Origin of the sequence: Fibrobacter sp. UWB4, from assembly GCF_002210345.1 — a bacterium.
GTDB lineage: Bacteria > Fibrobacterota > Fibrobacteria > Fibrobacterales > Fibrobacteraceae > Fibrobacter.
Genome location: NZ_MWQI01000002.1, coordinates 310956 through 332055, shown reverse-complemented (window position 1 = coordinate 332055; position 21100 = coordinate 310956). Strand labels below are relative to the sequence as shown.

Genomic DNA, 21100 nt, shown 5'->3' with positions numbered 1-21100 from the left:
AATGACCACAAAATAAGAATTTATTGCGCGAGTAGCTAAATAATTTTTAGATTTTACACTGAAATGAATAAGATTAAAGCCTTGTTTAAAATTATTTTACTTAATATTGCCGTTTGCGCGTCCTTGAGCATCGCCGCGATGGGGGTTGACCAATCTAATTTGGTTGGTCTTCGTTATGGTCCGAACCTGTCATGGGGCGGCATGGTGAATACTCCGCTGGTTTGGGGGCAATGGGTGCCTCAGATGAATTTGGGCGTTCGTTACACTTGGCTGGAACCTCTTGGGGAAATGAATTACGGGACCCCGCTTGGTTTAGCTTCGGCGTACCTCAAGATGGATGCTTCTGTTGAGGTTTCTCCATTTTATGGTGGCTACCGCGCCGGGCTTGGACTTCGACCGTTTAAGGTGAATCCGCAAGTCGAATTCAATTTTATTTATGAAAGCTACTTTTATTTCAAATCCAACTTGGAAATGGTGAATGCTGATGTGAAGGGGAATGGCCGCATTGCGGAAACCTGGAATTCCGATTATATCTTCGACAATGTCGGAAAGTCGGATACTGCGGAATTTGATTACGCGCAGTTGTTCGATATGAGCATCAATCTGAGCTACACCTTTTCGCGAGGCAGCATCATAGGTGTTGTTGCTCATTACGTCCTTTCTGATATCAGCACGGACTTTGATGGCAAGAGTTACGACTACAAGCGCAATATTCCCGTGTTTAGCCGCGATTATATTGTTGAATTAGAAAGCTTTGGACGCTTTCCGATCAATAACAATATTGCAGTTGTATATGACGGATCGTATTTGAAAACAGGAATATTGCGTAGTGGTGGGAGCGTCAAGAAGGAATCTTTAAGTTATAGAATGTGCCTTCTTGGAACCCATATTTCATGGAAGGAAGGCCTTCGCAGCTTTATTGTTAAGGCTGGCTTGTGGAGTCGCGACAAAACGCGTTTCTATAACGGATCATTCGCTCAGAAGCTGCTTGTTCAGCTTGAGTATAAGGGGTATTTTTCTTTCCCCTTCCATGGCAATTTTCCCAAATAATTTTGGCACCGGTAAAAGAATTTTTGGCTTGACGGGCTTCTGTAGCGGGTCCGTTTCAAGTGCCTGCGACGGATATGCGGAACGAATCCAAAGGCTTCCGCTGTAGTCTTCGCTTGAAACGCTTGCGAGTGTAGGGAAGAGTTCTCCAGCGTAGGATTTCCAGTTGGCTAAGGAGAAGTAGCGGGGCTTTTTTGTTGCTCCCCGCATGACCATTTTTTCTGGATTGGGAAGTGAATCGACGACAATGCTCCACCAGGTATTGGATGCTGCCGTTGAAAGCACGTTTACATTAGGTTCTTGCTTTGTAGTGTCCGGGCATTTGAAATAACCGTTTGCTAAAAGCTCCAGGTCGTCTAGTTTTAAAGGCGTTTTTCCGATATTGTCTCTAAGGTGGTGTAGTCCAAGCTGCCTTTTGACCTTCCCCTCCTTGAATTCCATATAACGGTATTTGCCTGCGGTAATGTAAGTGAACGACGGGCTGTCGTTCAAGTTCACAAAAAAGGTGTCAAGAGCATCGCTATGGTGTCTCCATTCGATGGACGCTCTCGTTTTGTTACGCTCTTCGTTGATGAATTTTCCCTCGATGTTCACGATCATGGATGAGTTCGTTAAAAGGCGAGGGCAAATTTTTTGCGTACTGGTATTGGCCATCAGTGCAGACGTTAAAAAACTGATGGCGATAACTGTTTTTTTTGTGATTAGAAACATAAAATTAAAATAGATAATTTTAGGGGCGTTTAGTTAATACATAAAGTTAAAGTTGTGTAAACTTGTATAAAAAAGAAAACCCCAGCCCATCCCAATGGCTAAAGGAAAGGCCGAGGTTTATGTTTTTTCAGGAAGAAATTTAAGTAGTAGGCTGTAGAAAGTAGGCGGTAGGCAGTTGGCGTTAGTCACCCCGGCCTGTCATCTCGGACTCCGTTCCGGAACGGAGTGTCGTGTCCGCCATTTAACGTGCGGACAATGGATTGTCATGCCCACCACAGAGTGGGGCTCCTTAAGCGTCTTCTTGTATGCTGGCTTCGCCTTCACCGTCGTCACCGAGGTCAACGGTGTCGTTTTCACCGAGCTTGAAGAGTTCCACGTCCTTCATGCTTTCGCGAATCTTCTGTTCAATCTCGTTGCAGAGGTCTACGTTGTCCTTCAAGAAGAGGCGGGTGTTTTCACGGCCCTGGCCGATGCGTTCGTTGTTGTAGCTGAACCAGGAGCCGCTCTTCTGGATGATGTCGAGTTCGCAGGCGAGGTCGAGGATGGATGCTTCACGGGAAATGCCCACGCCGTAGAGGATGTCGAATTCGCATTGGGTAAACGGAGCGGCGACCTTGTTCTTCACGATCTTCACGCGAGTGCGGTTACCGATGACTTCTTCGCCATTCTTGATGGCGGCAATGCGGCGGATGTCGATACGCTGCGTGGCGTAGAACTTGAGGGCGTTGCCGCCGGTGGTTGTTTCCGGGTTGCCAAACATCACGCCGATCTTCATGCGGAGCTGGTTGATGAACAACATACAGGTGTTCGACTTGGAGAGGATGCCGGTAAGCTTGCGGAGTGCCTGGGACATGAGGCGGGCCTGGAGGCCCACATGGTTGTCGCCCATTTCGCCGTTGATTTCGGCCTGCGGTACAAGTGCTGCCACGGAGTCCACGACAATGATGTCAATAGCGCCAGAGCGGACGAGCGTTTCGGCGATGTCCAAAGCCTGTTCGCCGGTGTCCGGCTGGGACACGAGGAGCGATTCGATATCGACGCCGAGCTTGCGGGCGTAAACGGCGTCAAAAGCGTGTTCAGCGTCGATGAATGCTGCAACGCCGCCAAGTTTCTGGGCTTCGGCAATTGCGTGCAATGCGAGTGTTGTTTTACCGGAAGATTCCGGTCCGTAAATTTCGATAATGCGCCCGCGGGGGAACCCGCCTACGCCGAGTGCCATGTCGAGCTGGATGCAACCTGTCGGGATGACCGGGATATCCTCGACGGGCTGTTGACCGAGGGCCATGATAGAACCTTTACCGTAATTCTTTTCGATTTGGGCAATTGCCGCTTCGACTGCTTTTGCTTTTTCGCTGGAAAGGTTGCTGGTGGGTGTTGTTGTTTTCTTGGCCATTTTTGACTCCGTTTTTTATCTTTTTTCTGTTAATATACTAATTAGTGAACTTTTGTGCAAGTGCTTTTTTGGCTATTTAGCAAAAAAAGGAGCTTGCTCATTATCTTATACACGCTTTTTTCACGGATTTGTTCCCTGTTTCCTGCAAAAATTTCGCAAAAAGCTTCATTTTGCAAACTATTGGCGACACACATCCATACGGTTCCGACAGGTTTTCCCGGTTCTGCACCGGTAGGGCCTGCGATTCCCGATGTGGCGACCGCCCATTCGCAGTGGAATTTTTGGCGGGCGCCTTCGGCCATGGCTTTTACGGTCTGTTCGCTGACAGCCCCGTATTTTTCGAGGATCTCATCGCTGACGCCAAGTATTTCGTGCTTGACTTCGTTCTGGTAGGCGACGATTCCACCCTTCAAAATCGCAGAGGAACCTGGCTCGTTGACGATGCTTGAGGCGATAAGCCCGCCTGTGCAGGATTCCGCCGTTGCCATCATCTCACCGCGCTTGATCAGTTCTTCCTTGATCTTCATGGCTAGTTCGTGAATTTCGTGTTCGATATTGATTGCTTCGTTCATCATTACACCCATAAGTTAAAAACATTAAATGTCAAAAACAGACATGTTGATGAAAACTCGAAATTTTTTTTCGCACTTTCGTCATCCTGCCGACTCTTGTCGTTCCCCTTACGGGGCTTGACTTGTTTGCCTCGGATATAGAAACATGCAATATGTTTCTGCATCGCTCGGCTCCGTTGTCATTCCCGGCTCCGACCGGGAATCTCCATTTGCCGCAAAAATTAAATAAATTCTTGCTATTGCAGCTCTCTGCTCTGGCGCCGCTCGTATAAACTTTTCTATATTCGCCCTCGATGACTCTGAAATCCTCGATAATCGCAATTTTTGCGCTGTGTGCGTTAGCTTTTGCACAGACGGTGCCCGTTGCCTCACCTGACTCGGTTCAGGGGAGCATTGCGGTTCCAGCTCAAAATGAAGGCGAAAATTCAGTAGCTGATGTTGAAGAGGATGAAGATGAAGGGGTGGCTGAAGCTACAGCCGATGAAAATTTTGAAGTATCATCATCTCCGCTTTTGAAAGGTAAAACAGGCATTGAAGCCATAGATACGCTTCCTGTTAATGAGTGGGACATTCCTACAAAAAGGAATTCCCTTAAATACGCGATGCTTTTTAGCCTTCTTCCCGGTGGCGGCCAGTACTATACGGAACATTATGTCCGTGGCGGTTTCTTGACGGGTATTGAAGGTTTGTTGATTTACGATGTCTTTTTTAACAGAGGGTATCAGCGTGATCGTCTGCTTGACCGTGCGCGTCCTTTCCAGGATTCCGTTCTTTATTTTACGTCAAAGCTTATGAATGCTCCTCGCGATAGCGTGGAATTTTATCACAGCAAGCGCCTGGAATTTCTTGACCGCGTACGTGCACAGAGCGATAAGAAGATGGAGCAGGAAGACGTGCGTAAGGCTGAGGTAGCCTGGCTTATCGGTGTTCACCTCTATGGAATGTTTGATACATTTGGAATTTGGTACAACAACAACCATCGAAGCACCGAATATCGTGATATGAAAACAGCACTTCTTTGGGCGCTCTTGCCTGGTGGCGGACAAATTTTCAATCGTGACTTTGGTAAGGCCGGGTTAGTTTATATGGGCCTTCTTGGTGCGGCGGCAAGTGTTTCCACATCCCAGAACATGGTTAATTATTACCTGGATCGTAAACATTTGATCGAAAAGGAAAATCCGACTTCTCAAGAATACGATCGCATCAAAGAGCGCGTGACATACTATCGTAAGAACCGCAATACGTACATCTGGGGTGGTGTGCTGATTTACTTGTACTCCATTGCCGATGCCGCCGTTGATGCGCTTTTAAGCGATTTCGACAGCCCCTTGCACATGGCCCTTCTTCCGAATCTAGATGGTGGTGCCCAGGCCGTCATGTCACTCGATTTTTAACGACGCCTCTCGTCATTCTGACGCTGAAAGCGGAAGAATCCAGTTAAATCTTGTCTATGCCTTTTCCATCTTGAGTGCGGGCATTTGTATGCCGTCATGGATTTTCGTAAACGTCCCGTGGTACATTCCGTCTGCGTTGCGCATAAATTCGAAACGGGTCACCATTGCATAAGTGAACATGCCTTCAACAAAGACTTCGTCTGGCAGTCCACAGCGGGAATGTTGTAGCGATGCGATCACGCCTGCATGCGTGATGCACAGGAACTCCCCATCGTCTGGGAGTGTGTCCAGGAATTTTCCTGCACGTTTATCAATGTCATAAAAGTTTTCGCCTTCGGGGAATCGGTATCCGCGGAGGTCGCTTGTCCAGGCGTGCATTTCTGAGCGTGGGACAGCCGTGAGCTTTTGCCCTTCCCAAGTACCGAAGTTAAGTTCGATTATGGCTGGCTCTTTTTCGACGGGCAGTCCTAGCATTTTAGAAGCCTTGTCGGCAAATTTTGTGCAGCGGATTAGCGGACTTGAGAACAAGCGGGTTGGCTTTGCTCCTGATTCTACGAGCGCCTTGAGCGCCTTGTCGGACTCTTCTTCAAAAGTGGGGGAAACGTCAAAGTCTAGTCTTCCGTAACAAACGTCTTTCGGGTTGTAAGGCTTGGTGTGTCGAATCGTCCAAAGAATCATAGATAGGCTCTTAAGTTATAGGTTGTAAGGCTGTGCATAGCGAAGGCAACTCAGCAGGCGAGTGTTGCGACAAAGCTTGCTTTGTCATAACCGAGTCAAAGAGTTGGGGCTTTAGCCCAATCCAGTGACATTCTTTAAATAAAAAACGCCCTTGACGGGCGAAAAAAAATCCTAGGCTACCTGAGCACATAAAGATCCGCAAGTCCGTTGCTGCTTTCGCCCTGGCGAGTTGCCCGCAAATAATCATTGCGCAGGGCCTAGGACCCCGAAATATAGAATCAAACAACCGTTTTTGCAAGGGGAGTACCGCTTTGTGAAACAAAATGTCCCATATAATACGCCCTCCTTGAAGCTCCCTAAAAAAAGTGGTCGAAAATACCCCATTTTTTGTACTTTTCTTCGTAACTAATGTTTTACTGTTAAAATTTTGTTACTATATTCAGTAAGAGGTGTTTGAGGATATAGATCTTTTGGGGGTCTGTTATGAAAAAAGGAAATTTGAATTTGAGAACATTTTTGAGTACGGTTGTGGCCGCGATGGGTCTGGCAGTGCCAGTTTCGGCTGAAGATGAACCGGCTGTTGAACGTGATATCATCAAGTTGGAACCGCTTTATTTTCAAGGGGCGACAACTGAAGCGGAAAACCAGAAACTCTGGAACGAGCTTATGAAGTATAAGCTCTGGGGAACGGAATCGTTTTCTACAAAAGAAGAATTTAAGATTGAAGAACCAAGTGGCTACACCGGAACTGCGAATGGCGATATCTGGTTTAAGGAACATTCCCATACGCTTGGCGGGCCGATCGTTTCTGCGCAGAATCTGAATTTTCAAGCCGGCAATACGGAGCATGATAAGTTTATCAAAGGTCCTGTTTACGCAAAAGATCTTAAACTTCCGGATAACTGGAATAATGGCAGAGACCAGTCGTACGAAGGAATTTATTGCTTTGAAGGCAAAATTGAGTTTGATATCCCAAATTTAACTGAAAAACGTGACGATTATATTAAGGTCCTTAGTCAATATGTTGAAGTTATTCACAACAATGGGGGACAAATCTATGCGGACTGGGTTGATCCCTCAGTGTTTACAGCTGAAGAAATCGCAAGGATCAAGTTGGATGGTCCTTTTGAAAATTGCCCAGATGATGTCCCAAGACCGGAAGTCAATCTTACCGTGCCGTTGCTCAACGATGATGGTATCGTGTGGGAATCGGCTATAAGCCTTGATGGGGGTGATACTCAGACAGAATATGTTCATATTCCTCCTGTTACTTTAAATGACCTTGAAAATGAACATTTCTGGTATGATAAGTTTGTTGAGAATATTTTCCTTCAAAATCATGGAAAAACGATCTATATCGTGATGCCTTCGGAAAAGCAGAACTGTGATGCAACTTTGGTAAGCGGAAGTGGTGAGTGCGAATACCCTAAAACAGGTCGTTTAACAAGAATATTCTCGCAAAAAGGTGTCAATATTCAAGGATCGGCTAGTGATGCTAGAATACTGGTCGCTTATGTTAATGATGATGTAGAGTGGGTGGATAATGCATGGAAATTCAAAGATGGCGACGAGTATAAAGAAATTACTGAAGAGAATTTGAAAATCGTTTCTGATGACGAATACGCCGGAAATCTTTTGTTCTATACTCCTGCTGATATTTTATGGCCCCAAATGCAATCGGACGGAGCTACTGATTTGCAGGGAACATACATGACGGCGGGTGATTTTTCCATTCAGGATCACATGAATATTGCTGGACAGCTTATTGCCGGCAAGAATCTTTCGTTTGGTGCAAAGTTTAATGGAAAGTTCCATTACGTTCCGTTCAACGCTATCGAAGTTAAGCCTGATATTTTCTACAGCAATGGCTTTAAGGAAGATAATTACAAGTGGTATAACATGCAGTTCTACCTGACGGACACTGCCCATACCGACGTTTCCATTGAATATTGTTTCTCGTTCTTTGACGAAATTGAAGGTGCGGATACGAAGTATGCAGCCTATAAAGGTCGCATTTCTAAAGAATTTGCCAAGCGTGAAGATTTAGGTGAGAACCCGACTGACGAAAGCGACATTCACTTTATGCCGTTCTGTGCAGAAGGTAAGACGAGAACGCTTGTGATCAAGAAAGGCAATCGTAAACCGACTGTTGATGCTCTGTCGGCTTTTATAAAAGTTGTCGATGATCAAACTGTAGAAGATGATGAATTCATGTTGTTCAGAATTATCAACTTGAATGGTGCGACTATTTCTGGTAATAGATTCGATGGCGGTCTCTTGATTAAGCTTATCGATTCTAATAATCGTAGACCGCACTTTATCAATCCTGAGAAAACAAACCTTGCCGTTCCTGAAAATGCTACAAAAGCAATAGCTGGAACTATCCGCGCTGTCGATGACGAAGGCGATGTTTTCCGATTCCGTATTGTAGGCGGTACTGCAAAGGATTTGTTCGATATCAATCAGACGACTGGCGTTGTTACCATGAAGGATGGCGTCGATCCGTTTGATTACGAAGCCTGGTACGAGTTGAAAAAGGACGATCCGACGAAGGAACCTTACGACATCAAGGTTGAAATTTGCGATGCCAAGGCGACTTCCTATAATGTCTTGCTTTGCGATGATTTTACATTCAAGGTAAGCATTCAGGATGTCAATGAAAAACCGTACTTTACCTCTACCGATGTAATCCGCATTGCCGAAAATAAAACGAGTGCTACGGATACGGTTAAGTTTGCTGATCTGGACAAGTATAATACTAATGGCCTGTTTACGATGTTTGATGAAGTTATCGCTGTGGGCGGTGATACGGACGTCTTTACGGTAACGCAGGATGGCATTGTCCAGACGAAGAGGGGTGTGGTTCTCGATTATGAAGTAAAGAATGAATATAAACTCACGTTGCAAGTCCACGATGGCTCTCGTAATTCCGAAGGAGAATTGATTTATCCTGACCTTTACGATGAAATGGTCTTTAAAATTGTCGTGACGGATGTTAAGGACGGCCCGGAGTTTGATGCTCGCGCTTACAATGGATCTGTCGAAGAAAATTCTCCGGCAGAGACCAAGGTCAAGATGAAGTCTCCGATTATTGCGACAACAACGCAGGCTGGAGCTACGATTACCTATAGTCTCTTGGACGAATCTAAATCGTTTGTAATTGATCCAAAGACCGGCGTGATTACGGTTGCTGAAAATGCAATCCTGGATTACGAAAAGAAGAATGAATATAAGATGAAGGTGGTGGCTACGGATAAGGCCGACATCGTTGATCAGACGGCTCAGTATGATACCGCTGAAGTCGTTGTCAACCTGATCGATGTTAATGAAAGGCCGATCTTTGTCGAACCGACGAAGAAACTCTCGTTCCCGGAAAATGCTAAGGGGTACGTCATCGACACGCTTCTTTTTGATGATTATGACAAGGTGGTGAAGTTCCGCAACAACAGGTTCGAGCTTGTTGGCGATGTCAATGGCTTCTATCTGGATCCGGTTAAAGGCGTTCTCACGACGACACGCAAGTTCGACTACGAAACGGAAGAGAAAAAATATGACCTGAAGATCCGTATTTACGATGCTTCGGACAAGAGCCTTATCGATTCTGGAATTGTCACTGTTGAACTTCTCAATGCCAACGAAGATCCGTATCTGAAGGAAGTCGTGTTTGAAATTCCTGAAGATGCAGCTGTTGGAACGGAATTAAAGAAGCCTCTTGAAGCCATCGACCCCGATGATCTTGATGGCTCTGGAAAGTATACGTTCTACATTCTCGAAAAAGGCAAGGAAGTTTCTGCGACCAAGGAGTTTAAGCTTAATCCTGAGACTGGGGTGATTTCTGTTGCCTCTGCGCTGGATTACGAAAAGAATGAGTCCTATGCTCTTGATGTTCGCGTCAAGGATGCTGATGGCGGTTCCTCGGATACGACCGTGACGATCCGCATAATCGACGTGAACGAAGCTCCGTCTGTTACTGTCGATACGATTTATGTGTACGAAGATCAGGTCATTAAGGAACCGTTCGGTTCAGTCAAGACGGATAAGGACGATCCTGATACTAAGAACTCGGATTTCCGTAACAACATTTATGAAAATACAGACAAGAGTGATGTCATCTTTATTAGATCTAATGGCGATGCCGTTCTCCTGAAGCCTGTTGACTATGAATCGGATTCTGTATATGTGATTACGGTTCGCGTAACCGATAAGGACGATAAAACTTTGACATCGACCAAGAAGGTTGTGGTCAAGGTGAAGGATGTCTACGAAAAGTCTGAAGTCGTTATAACTCGTGTTGAAACGAAGGACTCGGTTTATCTCAAGCCGGATACTGTTTATGTGAATGTGCCGGTCGTCGATGTTGAATGGACTGCCGATGGAAAGCCTCGTTCTAGCCGCGATACGCTTCATCTGGGCGTAAATCCGATTACCAAGACGTATAAGGATCCGACTAAGAATGCTCCGGGTTCTGCTACGGTAGTGATCGTTTATAGCACGGCGGCCCCGATTGTGACTGTTTCTGCAAGTGGCGAAGATGTTAAAGCAGAAAACATTTACACCGTTGTTGAAAAAGCGACAAAGAACGATAGTGCTATTTATGTGAACGACAAGAAGAATGATATCAAGGTGACGGTCAAGGATTCCGCATCCAATGTTTCCAAGTCGTTTACCGTGAAGCTGGAACTTGATACGGTTGCCGTATCGTCAAAGGAATTCAAGAATATCAAGTCGGTTGCCGATAGTAAAGTCACTCGCAAGAAGGACCCAGCTTCTGGAATAACGACGATTCCTGAAAATGGTTCCTATACGAAGAACTCCTACACCGAAGAAGTCAATGGCATCAAGGTGACGGTGACCTACTACACGGACAGCAAGGGTAAGGACGTTAAGCGCTCTGTGATTACCTCTTCGGGCAAAAAGAAGGATATTGCCGTTATTGAAGTCTCTTACACGGTCAATGTCGGAGGCAAGGATGTTACGCTTTCGTACTTCGCCGATGCTTCTACGGGTGAACGTGTGACGCTCAATACTGGACTTACCGATAGCGAGTCTGTGCTTTCTGCTGATGGCGATGATGTTACGGGTTCGTACAAGGTGTCTTACACGTACAAGGACAAGAGCGGCAACACTGTAGATGTCTCCTATTTCTTGGATGAAAAGGGCAAGATTGCAAAGAACAACGAAGGTAACATTGGGTACAATGTTGGGTATACCTATGTGAACATCTTTGGCAACTCATCCAGGAAAGATATTTTTGTCGTGCTGGACCAGAAAGGACCTGTCGTAAAGATTGAATCTCCGTATGAAGATGCCGTCCTCAATGCGAACTTCACGGTTGTCAAGTGGACTGTCAATGGCGAAGAACAGGATACTTTGAAAGTCCAGGGCCTTGAAAATGGCGTGAATACAATTGTTCGCGTGTTCCGTGATAAGGCTGGCAACGAATCTCGCGATTCTGTGCATGTCATGGTGAAGAAGGCGAGGGAAATAGACATTGATGTGGAAAAGCCGGTGACGACGGTTGACCGCGATTCTGTTGAAAAGTACTACAAGGATAATCCTCCTAAGGACAATCAGGATTACAGTGTGACATTTGTTGACCAAAAAACTGGCAAGGAGACCGAAGTTATCGCTGGTATCCATGGTAAAGCCAAGGATGGATCTGGCAAAGAACCCTATGAAAATTCTGAAGGCGGACACCTCGGACCGACATTGATGGTTGACGCTCGTGTGCCGGTTGTCAATGCCGTGGGCGGACTGGCTACGCTGGATGACATCATGAGCGCAGGCGGAATGGTTGCACTGGAAGGTGTGGACGCCGCTAACGGAAAGAAGATCCCTGTGGAAGACTATGTGAACAAGTACTGCACGGACGACTTCAAAAAGGCCATGAAGTCTACGGATTACAGCCATATGAATCTTTATTCGACCAAGCTCAAGGTGAAAATCTGGGTTTATACAAATACGGGCGCGTTTGCGGACTACTTCAGCTTCGACTACGATCTGGATGATCCTGATTACGTGAATGATGGTGGTCTTTTGAAGTTCTACTTCGAAATGAAGCCCGACAAGAATGGTGACATCAGGACTAAAAAAGGACGTCTCTATGGTACGGGGGCTTATCTCTTCAAGACTGAAGTCAGGATGAGTTCCAAGCTCCGTTGCGACTTGCCGCCGCTTAGCGACGATCAGGCTAGCAAGAAAAAGAACGCCATCATCAAGACTAGCGATGAACTTTTGAGACCGTTCGGCTATAGACGTCCCGTGAATAAGTAGGTGAATCGCTTGTTGATAAGTTGTAGGGCGGAACTTCGGTTCCGCCCTTTTCCTATCTCTCGGCTGCATATAATACAAAAGATAAAGACCTGTTGTAGAACTTTTGAAAAAACAGAAAAAATGGTACTTTTTTCTTACTTTTTTTAAAATTTTCTATTGCATTAAATAAGGTCGTTACTATATTTCTTTAGTATAAGATATAACATGGATGTTTGGGGCGTGGAAAACTGTGGCAAATTTGTGTGAGGATATTTGCCGTAGCAAAAGGAGCATAAAAATATTATGTGGTTAGGTAAAACAAGTCTTAAAGTGGCCGCCTTGGTATTGGTAGGGACTGTTTCGTCGATGGCTGCTACCGCGATTTCTCCGTTGACGTTTGGTAGCGAAAGCTCGGATGTAAACAACTGGAACTACCTGACGCAGTATAAGCTTTGGGGAACCGACGGTATTGAATTGGGTAACCGCCCTGGTTTTTACGATCCAAAGTATTTCGATAAATCTACAATGAGTTATCCTGCAGACATCGATTTGTTGACGCTTGGTGCTGTAGGTACAGTGAAGAATCTCTCTTCAGTGGGTGATGGCGGATGGCTTGATGGCCCTATTGTTGTTGGTGGCAGCATTACCAATAGTGGTCAGAATTTTGAAATTTTGACAGGCCCTGTTCGTGTGGGCGGTTCAAATGGAGCTATAGTCCGTAATGGAGTCCAGACTTGTAGCATGACTGCATCGACTGGTCAATGTGATCCTTCGATTATTCCGGACTATCGCTCGAACATTAAGGTTCCGACTTTGAGTGGCGTTACATGGGGTGGATCTCTCTCTGTAGGTAATAATTCTAACAAAAGAACGCTTCTTGATGTAAGTTCTGCATGCTCTGGTGGTACTTGTGACTTGTATTATAGCTCTATTGATTTCCAAAATGATAGTCGTCTCGTTATTTCAATCCCTGAAAAGCAAATTGCACGTATCTTTACTAAGAGCCTGAATTTGAAAACACATCCGGAAATTGTGGTCCGTGATCCTGTCGCTGGCAAGGATCTCGCTCCTTCGGAATATAAAGGCAACTTGGTGATATATGTCGATGGTGACATTACTTTCGAAAATATTGATAACGTTCAAATTATGGGTACCCTGGTTAGTAATGGTACGCTTACTATGAAATGCAATATGATTATTTCTGGTCAATTTATTGCAAATAAAATTGTTATCGGTAATGAAATTGATGCTAAAAACTTTACATTTAAGCGTATTTGGCCCACTGCGAAACTTATTGTAGACAATAATTCAAAGAGGATAAAGGAAAGCGATAAGTGGGAACCCCTTGATATTGTATTGGATAAAGAATCTGAAGAAAAGGTTACTTTTGATTATTGCTTTGAATTTGACAAGAATGGTGAGGGTGTCCAAAATACGTATGCCGGTTATGCCGATGTTGGCACCGCTGATGCTTCCCATAAATTCCCGATATGCAATAAGGGTGAAGTTGGAAAAGGCGAAATTCCTGTTGGTCAGCTCAAGGCCACGGGCATCAATATCAAGCCTTTAATCGATGGCTATGTCGAAAAAGACGAAGCTCTTTGGTTCCAGATCAACAACATCAAGGGCGCAGAACTATCTAGTGATTATGAAGCTAATTTGGGCTATAAGATTTTCATCGTCAGTAACGATGAACTGCCTACAGTTTCTAGTGAACTTGTTGTAAATGCTAAGGAAGATACTGATTATAAATTTACGGCAAGTGAATTTAAATTCCTGCACACCTCAAATTTTGCAAGCGTTATTATAAGCGGTCTCCCGAATAAGGGAACTTTGTCGTACAATGGCTCGGTGATTACGTCCGTTGGTAGTTCTGGCTATAAGGTTGCTGTTGCTAATTTGGGTAAGTTGGTTTATCGTGCTGAAGAAAACCATTATGGCAACGGCTATGCTAAATTCAAGTATAAAGTTGTTGGCGATGGTGCTGGCGATGTCACTTCTAAGGAATACACGGCTACGGTTAATGTTGCTGCCGTAAATGATAAGCCTACTGTTGCTGATGCTACTTTCTTTGTGAGTGAATTGGATCACCTTGTGTCTGGCGGCCCGATTGTTGTAAATGATATTTCTACGGCTGATGTTTCTTCGTCTGATTTGGCTAATGAAAGAAGTAAGGATACCTATACTTACAAATTGGATGAAACTTCTGGTGACTATGCGGAATTCAAGAAGGTATTTGATATTAGCAAGTTGTCCAATCAGAATGCGACAATCACGGTAAAGTCTGGTGCCGTATTGAACTACAACAAAAAGAGCAAATACGTTGTTTATGCAACCGTAACGGACGATGCTGCAACAGAAAGTGCTCCTAAGCATCCGGAAACATCTGATAAGTTTAAGATTACGATTAATATCAAGAATGACAACGATGCCCCGACTGTTGGGAACGAAAAGTTTACGAAACCTGAGAAAAATCCGGATGGTAAGGACTGGCCGAGTGGCGAACCCGTAGGTGAGGTGACTTCTGCAGATGATCCTGATGGTGATCCTTTGACCTATAGCGTCATAACATCGGGCGTTCCGTTCAAGTTTGATAATGGAACTGCTAAACTCGTCATTACGGATGGTAGTAAGCTTGATTTCGAAACCAAGCCGACCTGGACTTTCAAGTTCTCTGTGACGGATGGTGAAAAATCTGCTGAGGCTACAATTACGGTGGACCTCACGGATGTGAATGAACCGCCTCCGCAATTTGTTTTGGAAAAGGAATATAAAGTCAATGAAAATTCTCCCAAGGGAACAAGGTTGCCTCCAACGTTCGTTGTTGAAGATTACGATAAAGTTAGCGGAAGCCTTGAAGTGTTGAAGTATGAATTGTCCGGTGCTATTACGGGCGCCGCAGCTGCTACGACAACGTTGAAAAACAAGACTTTGGCCGATATCTTTGAAGTTGTTGAAGTCAAGGCGAATGGCGGTAAGAGAGATGTGGCTATTCAAGTCAAGAACCAGTCCCTGCTCGATTACGAAGCTCTCTATAAGGCTTCTACAGGTAATGCTACGTATCCTGTAAAGATTACTGTAACGGATAAGGCGAACCATTCTGTTTCTGCTTCGACCAAGATTACTGTTTTAGATGTCAATGAAACGCTTACGGCCCAGGGTGGAAGTTTCAGTCTCCAGGAGCACCTGCCGATTGGAAGCCCGGTTTGTAAGACTTATGCTGAAACTGTTGACAAAAAGCCTGGTGACTGTTTGGAGGTGGCTCGTGTTACCGCTTCTGATCTTGACATCTATAATCCTTCGTTCAGCAATCTGACATATGTAATGTCTACGACCAATACTGCTGATGCCAGCAAATTTACGGTTAACAGGTACAATGGTGAATTGTATTCTAATCATGAATTTGATTATGAAACAGAAAAATCAACATATACATTCAAGGTGACTGTTTCTGATGGCGATTTTTCTAAGGAAGTCGAAGTTACTGTGAAGATTCTCGACATTGTTGAACCTACGATTGAATATGATACAGAAGGTTCAGCTTTGGTTAAGGAAGGTAGTGAAGGAATCGTTGAAGACTTTTCTAAGGTCCTTGAGAAAATTGAAGATGATGAAATCCAGCAAAAGTTGAAAGAAATAAAGAGTGATCTTACATATGAAGTTGATCAAGATGCTAGTGCTAGTGCGAAGAACCTGTTTGATATTCAGGACCAGTTGGGTATCATTACTGTTAAGTCAGCGCTAGACTTTGAGTCTCTTTATCCGAATAATACCTATACGGTTGTTGTTGTTGCTTCTGGATATAATTCCACCAATAATCTCATTCGTATAACGATTAACAGAAAAATTGTTGTCACGGATGTTAACGAACCGCCAACGATTACAAATTCCACTGCGATTTCTGTTCCTGAAACAAAAACGAACGCGGATGGCGCTATTGGATACATTGAAGCTACGGATCCGGATTTCTGCTCTAAAGTTTCTGCATCTGCATGCCCGAATGGTAATCATCCCTATCTCTTCAATAAGTTGACTTATAAGGTGGATGAAGTTCTCGAAGTTAATGGAAGCCTGGATTTCCCGTTTAACGTGGATCCTTTTACGGGAAAAATTACTGTTGCTCCAGGCAAGGAACTGAATTATACAAAGCAGAATAAGTACATGTTTGTGGCAAGAGTGACGGATAGTTCTCGGGATCCTGAAAACCCGCCGCAATCGACAACGAAAACAATTACCATCCTTGTTACGGATGTGAATAGACCTTCTAAGTTCGAAGTGCTGACAAGTCCTTATGAAGTGGAAGAACGTGCCGATATCGGAACGGTTTTGGATGGTGGTAATATCGTCGTTTATGATGAGGATGCTGCCGATAAGGATAAACTGAAAATTACGATAACGGATAAAGACGCTACAGCTGCGCTTGATGCTGCAGAGCTTTTTGAAGTTGTTCAGGTGGGTAAGACCGATGCTAACTTAAAGAGCAAGTTTGTGATCAAGACAATTGCTGACCTTGATTACGAAAAACTCTATAAGGCGACTGAAGGTGATGCCGTATTTAATGTTACATTGACGGTTGAAGACACTAAGGGAAATAAGACAACGCAGGATACAAAGATCCGAGTGATCGACGTGAATGAAGAACCTGCATTTAAGAATCCGCCTTATAACTTTAAGGTTAGTGAAAATACAACGAAGTCCACCTCTTTGGGTATCGCAAAGGCTGAAGATCCTGATATCTATAATCCCAGCTTCGGTACATTGTATTTCTCGCTTAAGGGTGAAGAATCGGCCTTGTTCGATATCGATGGACGTACTGGCGAAATCTTTACGATCAATAACGCAAAGTTCGATTACGAAACCAAGAAACTCTATACTTTCAAGGTCGTCGTTACGGATAAGGAATTCGAAAAGGAAGCTGTTGTCACTGTCAATGTTGAAAATGTAGATGAAGGGCCTGTTTTCTCGGATATTCCAGTCCTTACTGTTGACGAAAATACTTTGAAGGGAACTAAAGTCGGTGAAGTGCTTGCCATAGATGATGACTGCAAGGGTTCCTTCAGCACTACTTGCAAATCTCCGAAGTATTCTATCACGGCATCAGAAATCGCTCCTGATGATTACAAGGCGTTTACGTATGTCGATGGTGTTATCAAGGTGGCTAAGGACAGCATATTGAACTATGAAGTCCAGGATGAATACATTGTCCATCTTGTCGTGACCGATGCTGCTGAGCCGACGCTTTCTGATGGTATCGATGTCAAGATCAAGGTTAATGATGTGAACGATGCTCCGACGTATAAAAAGAAAGAATACCCGTTTGAAGTCCATGAAAATGCGAAGGCGGGCGAATTTGTCGGCTCTGTTGTCGCCGATGATGAAGATTCCTGGAGTGTGCTGAAATATTCCCTTTCTGATTATGAAACGGGTTCTAAAGATGCAAATGCGTTCAAGATTGAAGACGGTAAGATCTATCTCGTTTCTAACGCCCTGAACTTCGAAAAGAAGGAATACTATTATGTCTGGGTGACGGCTACGGATAACGGTGAATCCAGGGGCTTCAAGAATTATAGCGCTACAACCCTTGCGATCATTCATCTCCTGGATGATGCGGATAAGCCGATCATCGAAGATGATGGCGAGGAAGGCTATGATGTTGAGGAAAATACGATTGATAATAATGCTCCGACAGGATTCGAAATAGCTTGCTATGACGTCCATGATGAAGACGTACGAGATGGCAAACCTCAAGTGGAAAGTCTCGTTCCTTACGTGACGGATGCCGGCAATACGGATGCTGACCGTCTGTTTGATGCGAAAATCAAGAAAGTCGATTCTAAGTATCAGCTCTGCCTCATTGTGAAGAATGGCGACAGGTTGAATTATGAAACCATTACCCACACTCACAAGGTCAATGTTTCTGTAATGGATGCCGATGGTGAAACTGACGAAGTTACGAAGACTATCAAGATTGTTGACGTGAACGAAATGCCGGTTATTTCGGGTGGTTCTGAGTTTGTCCTTTACGAAAACAAGGGTGCAAATTCTGCTTTCGCTAAGCTCTACCCAGATGATATCGATACCTCTAAGGTATTTACGGATAACGTGTTTGCCGCTGTAGGGGGCGATACGGATCTGTTTACGATTACTGCGGATGGTAAGCTTAAGACATTGCGTGATTTCGACTATGAAACTGCAAAACGTAAGGTCTTTGAATTAGACGTTACGTTGTCTGATCGTGATTCGAAAAAATACCCGAAACTTAAGACGAGCAAGACGATTGTAATTACGCTTAAGGATGCTCCTGAAATTCCTGTCATCACAAAGAAGGATTATGATGTTGATGAAGGTGCTGAAGAAGGCGTTCTTATCGGTCAGCTCGAGGCTACAGATCCGGATGGCGAAGGCGTTCTCATCTTTGAACTTGCTGAAAAGAGTCCGTATGTGACGGTTTCTCCGGAAGGTGAAATCAAGGTTGCTAAGGGTGCTGACATTGACTATGAAAAAATGCAGAAGTTCACTATCAAGGTGAGAGTTAAAGATATTGATGGCATGTCTTCTGAAAGTGAAATTGTCATCAAGGTCAATGACTTGAATGAACCTCCGACGCTTAATCCGCAGGAATTCACGTTCCCTGAAGATTCCAAGCCGGGAACCAAGAAGGGGCCGATCGAAGCCAAGGATCCTGATACCAAGAACAAGGAATTCAGCACACTGAAGTTCTATCCGATTGACGAAAACGATAAGTTCGAAATCAAGACGAATGGCGACATTGTTCTGAAGGGTGATCTTGACTACGAAAAGGAAAAGTCCTATGTAATTAAGGTCTATGTGACGGATGGCGAGTTCTCTGACACCACCGATATTACCATTAAGGTTGGTAACGTTGTTGAAAAGTCTGAAGTCGAGATTACTCGTGTTGAAGCTGGTGATTCTGTTTATATCAAGCCGAAGAACAAGACGATTTACACGAACCAGGAAGTCATCACTGTCGAATGGAAACAGGATGGCAAGCCCATGTCTAGTCTTGATACCTTGAAGGAAGGCTGCCAGATTATTACCAAGTCCTATAAGGATAAGAGTAAGGATGTTGCAGGCTCTGATTCTATTGAAGTATGCTTCAGCAAGTCCGCTCCGGTTGTCGATATCGATACGAAGAGGATCAAGGTCGAAGCCGATAACATTTACACGATTGTCGAAGGTGTCGATAAAAAGGACTCGTCTGTTTACGTGAACGACAAGACGAAGGAAGTTACGGTTTCTGTGAAGGATTCTGCTTCTGGCGTCAAGGAATCGTTCAAGGTTGTCGTTGTCCTGGATACGCTTGCGATCTCGGATAAGACTGTAAAGGACATGGTCAGCGTTTCCAAGTCTGAAATCACGCTTGAAAAGAATCCGAAAACGGATGTCTATGAAAAGCCGATTGGAGACAAAAAGAAGATCTCGTATACAAAGGTCGTGAACGGAGACTCGGTTACTGTGTCTTACTTTGTCGATGACAAGGGCGAAATGGTCAAGTCTACCGTGATTGATGAAGATGGCAAGAAGATTAGCATCGAAGTGATTGAGGTCTCCAAGACTGTCGATGTCAAGGGCAAGAAGGTGGTTGTTTCTTACAAGGCTGATGCCAAGACTGGTCAGATCCTGTATGGTGATTCCGAAGGCAACTTGCTGGTTGAAGCTCCGAAGAGTTTTTCTGGAAAGGATAGCGATAGTGGCGATGTTGACTTGAAGACTGGTGTTGGCGCCTTTACGGTGACTTACATTGCTAAGGGCGAAGAAGGCGACAAGACTACAGTTTCTTACGTCATTGACGAAAAGGGCAAGATCGTTGCTAATGAAGAAGGTGACAGGGGTTATCTTGTGACATACACCTATACGAACAAGTTTGGCAACTCAGCTGACAAGTCCGTGTTCATGGTGCTTGATAAGCTTGCTCCGATTGTTGAAATCCTTTCTCCGTCCGATGGCGATGTTGTCTATGCGAACTTCGTCGATGTTGATTGGTGCATTGCCGTTGATGGCGACAAGAAGAATTGTGTCAAGCAAGATACCTTGAACTTCCAGAGCCTTGAAAAGGGTGTGAACACCATCAAGCGTATTTATCGTGACAAGGCTGGCAACGAAACGATTGCTGAAGTTAAGGTCATGATGAAGAAGGCTAAGGATGTGAATATCGATCTTGAAGAACCGATGGTTATCGTTTCTATTGATTCTGTGAATAAGTACTATGACAAGAATCCGCCTGAAGAAGATCAGACCTATGCAGTGACCATTTATAATCCGAAGACGGATAAGGAAGTTGAAGTCATTAAGGGAACTTCGAAGAAATCTAAGAAGGGCTCGGGTGAAGAACCGTATCCGGGTTACAAGGGTCACATTGGCCCGACGGTTACCATAGATATGAAGTTGCCGATTGTTAGCGCTGTTGGTGGTCTTGCGACTTTGGACGATATCATTATCAACGGTAACATGGTCGCTTTGGAAGGTGTCGATGCCGATGGCAGTGAGAAGGTTTCTGTTGATGAATATGTCAAGAAATACTGCTCTGAAGAATTCCAGAAGGAACTTGGTAAGGACTATAGTGCGGCGACGCTCTACACTTCTAAGGCTCGCGTGACACTCTGGTTCTTCACGACAAGCGGCCAGTTTGTCGATGAATACAAGTTCGATTATGATATCGACGATCCTGATTTTGTAGACAAGGCTGGCCTTGTGAAGTTCTTCTTCGAAATGAAACCGGATATGAACGGTGAATTGAGAGATGCAAACGGTCGCCTCTATGGTACAGGTCCGTATATCGTGAAGACCAAGGTTGAAGTTCGCTCTAAGCAGCGTTGCGTGGTCCCGCCTGTGGATAGCAAGTCTAAGATTGGCGATATCCTGAAGTCTAGCGACGAAATGATGAAGCGCTTTGGTTATAGACGCCCGGTGCTTCGCGGAAACGAAAAGGCTTCTAAGTCTTCTAAGAAGGAAAACAAGAAATCTTCTTCGAAGAAAAAGTAAGGCGTAAAGCTTAAAAAAAGAATCCCGATCAGCAATGGTCGGGATTCTTT

The 21100-nt window shown here is 44.6% G+C and carries 8 protein-coding genes and 1 other RNA gene; 4 read left to right on the top strand and 5 right to left on the bottom strand.

Annotated features, from left to right (window positions below; translation table 11 throughout):
* Positions 1–63 precede the first annotated feature (63 nt).
* Complete coding sequence (locus tag B7990_RS06325) at positions 64–1050, top strand: hypothetical protein (RefSeq protein ID WP_141099229.1); 987 nt, start codon at positions 64–66, stop codon at positions 1048–1050.
* Here the strand turns inward: B7990_RS06325 and B7990_RS14825 are convergent.
* From B7990_RS14825 to B7990_RS06310, 3 genes are all read right to left on the bottom strand, one after another.
* Positions 970–1647: a hypothetical protein gene (locus B7990_RS14825; RefSeq protein ID WP_173353703.1), complete on the bottom strand. Its 678-nt coding sequence runs from the start codon at positions 1645–1647 to the stop codon at positions 970–972. The genes B7990_RS06325 and B7990_RS14825 overlap by 81 nt on opposite strands.
* Before the next feature lie 400 nt (positions 1648–2047).
* Positions 2048–3151, bottom strand: coding sequence for a recombinase RecA (gene recA / locus B7990_RS06315; RefSeq protein ID WP_088640162.1), 1104 nt, complete (start codon positions 3149–3151; stop codon positions 2048–2050).
* A 41-nt stretch (positions 3152–3192) separates the two neighbouring features.
* Positions 3193–3726 carry a CinA family protein gene (locus B7990_RS06310; protein WP_217897539.1) on the bottom strand — a complete coding sequence of 178 codons (534 nt, stop codon included), beginning with the start codon at positions 3724–3726 and terminating at the stop codon, positions 3193–3195.
* Positions 3727–4079: 353 nt separating this feature from the next.
* Between B7990_RS06310 and B7990_RS06305 the strand changes: the two genes are divergently transcribed.
* Entirely contained in the window at positions 4080–5117 is a 1038-nt protein-coding gene (locus tag B7990_RS06305; protein ID WP_141099227.1) for a DUF5683 domain-containing protein, read from the top strand.
* Positions 5118–5171: 54 nt separating this feature from the next.
* On the opposite strand, the gene B7990_RS06300 is transcribed toward B7990_RS06305, so the two are convergent.
* A complete protein-coding gene (locus tag B7990_RS06300) occupies positions 5172–5795 on the bottom strand; it encodes a histidine phosphatase family protein (protein WP_088640160.1) in 624 nt (207 codons plus the stop codon).
* A 166-nt stretch (positions 5796–5961) separates the two neighbouring features.
* Positions 5962–6058, bottom strand: an RNA gene (gene ffs / locus B7990_RS06295) — signal recognition particle sRNA small type.
* A 220-nt stretch (positions 6059–6278) separates the two neighbouring features.
* Here ffs and B7990_RS06290 point away from each other — a divergent pair.
* Together B7990_RS06290 and B7990_RS06285 are read left to right on the top strand one after the other, a co-directional pair.
* A complete protein-coding gene (locus B7990_RS06290; RefSeq protein WP_088640159.1) occupies positions 6279–12068 on the top strand; it encodes a cadherin repeat domain-containing protein in 5790 nt (1929 codons plus the stop codon).
* Positions 12069–12350: 282 nt separating this feature from the next.
* On the top strand, positions 12351–21050 hold the full coding sequence (locus tag B7990_RS06285; RefSeq protein WP_088640158.1) for a cadherin repeat domain-containing protein: 8700 nt from the start codon (positions 12351–12353) through the stop codon (positions 21048–21050).
* Positions 21051–21100: the final 50 nt, after the last annotated feature.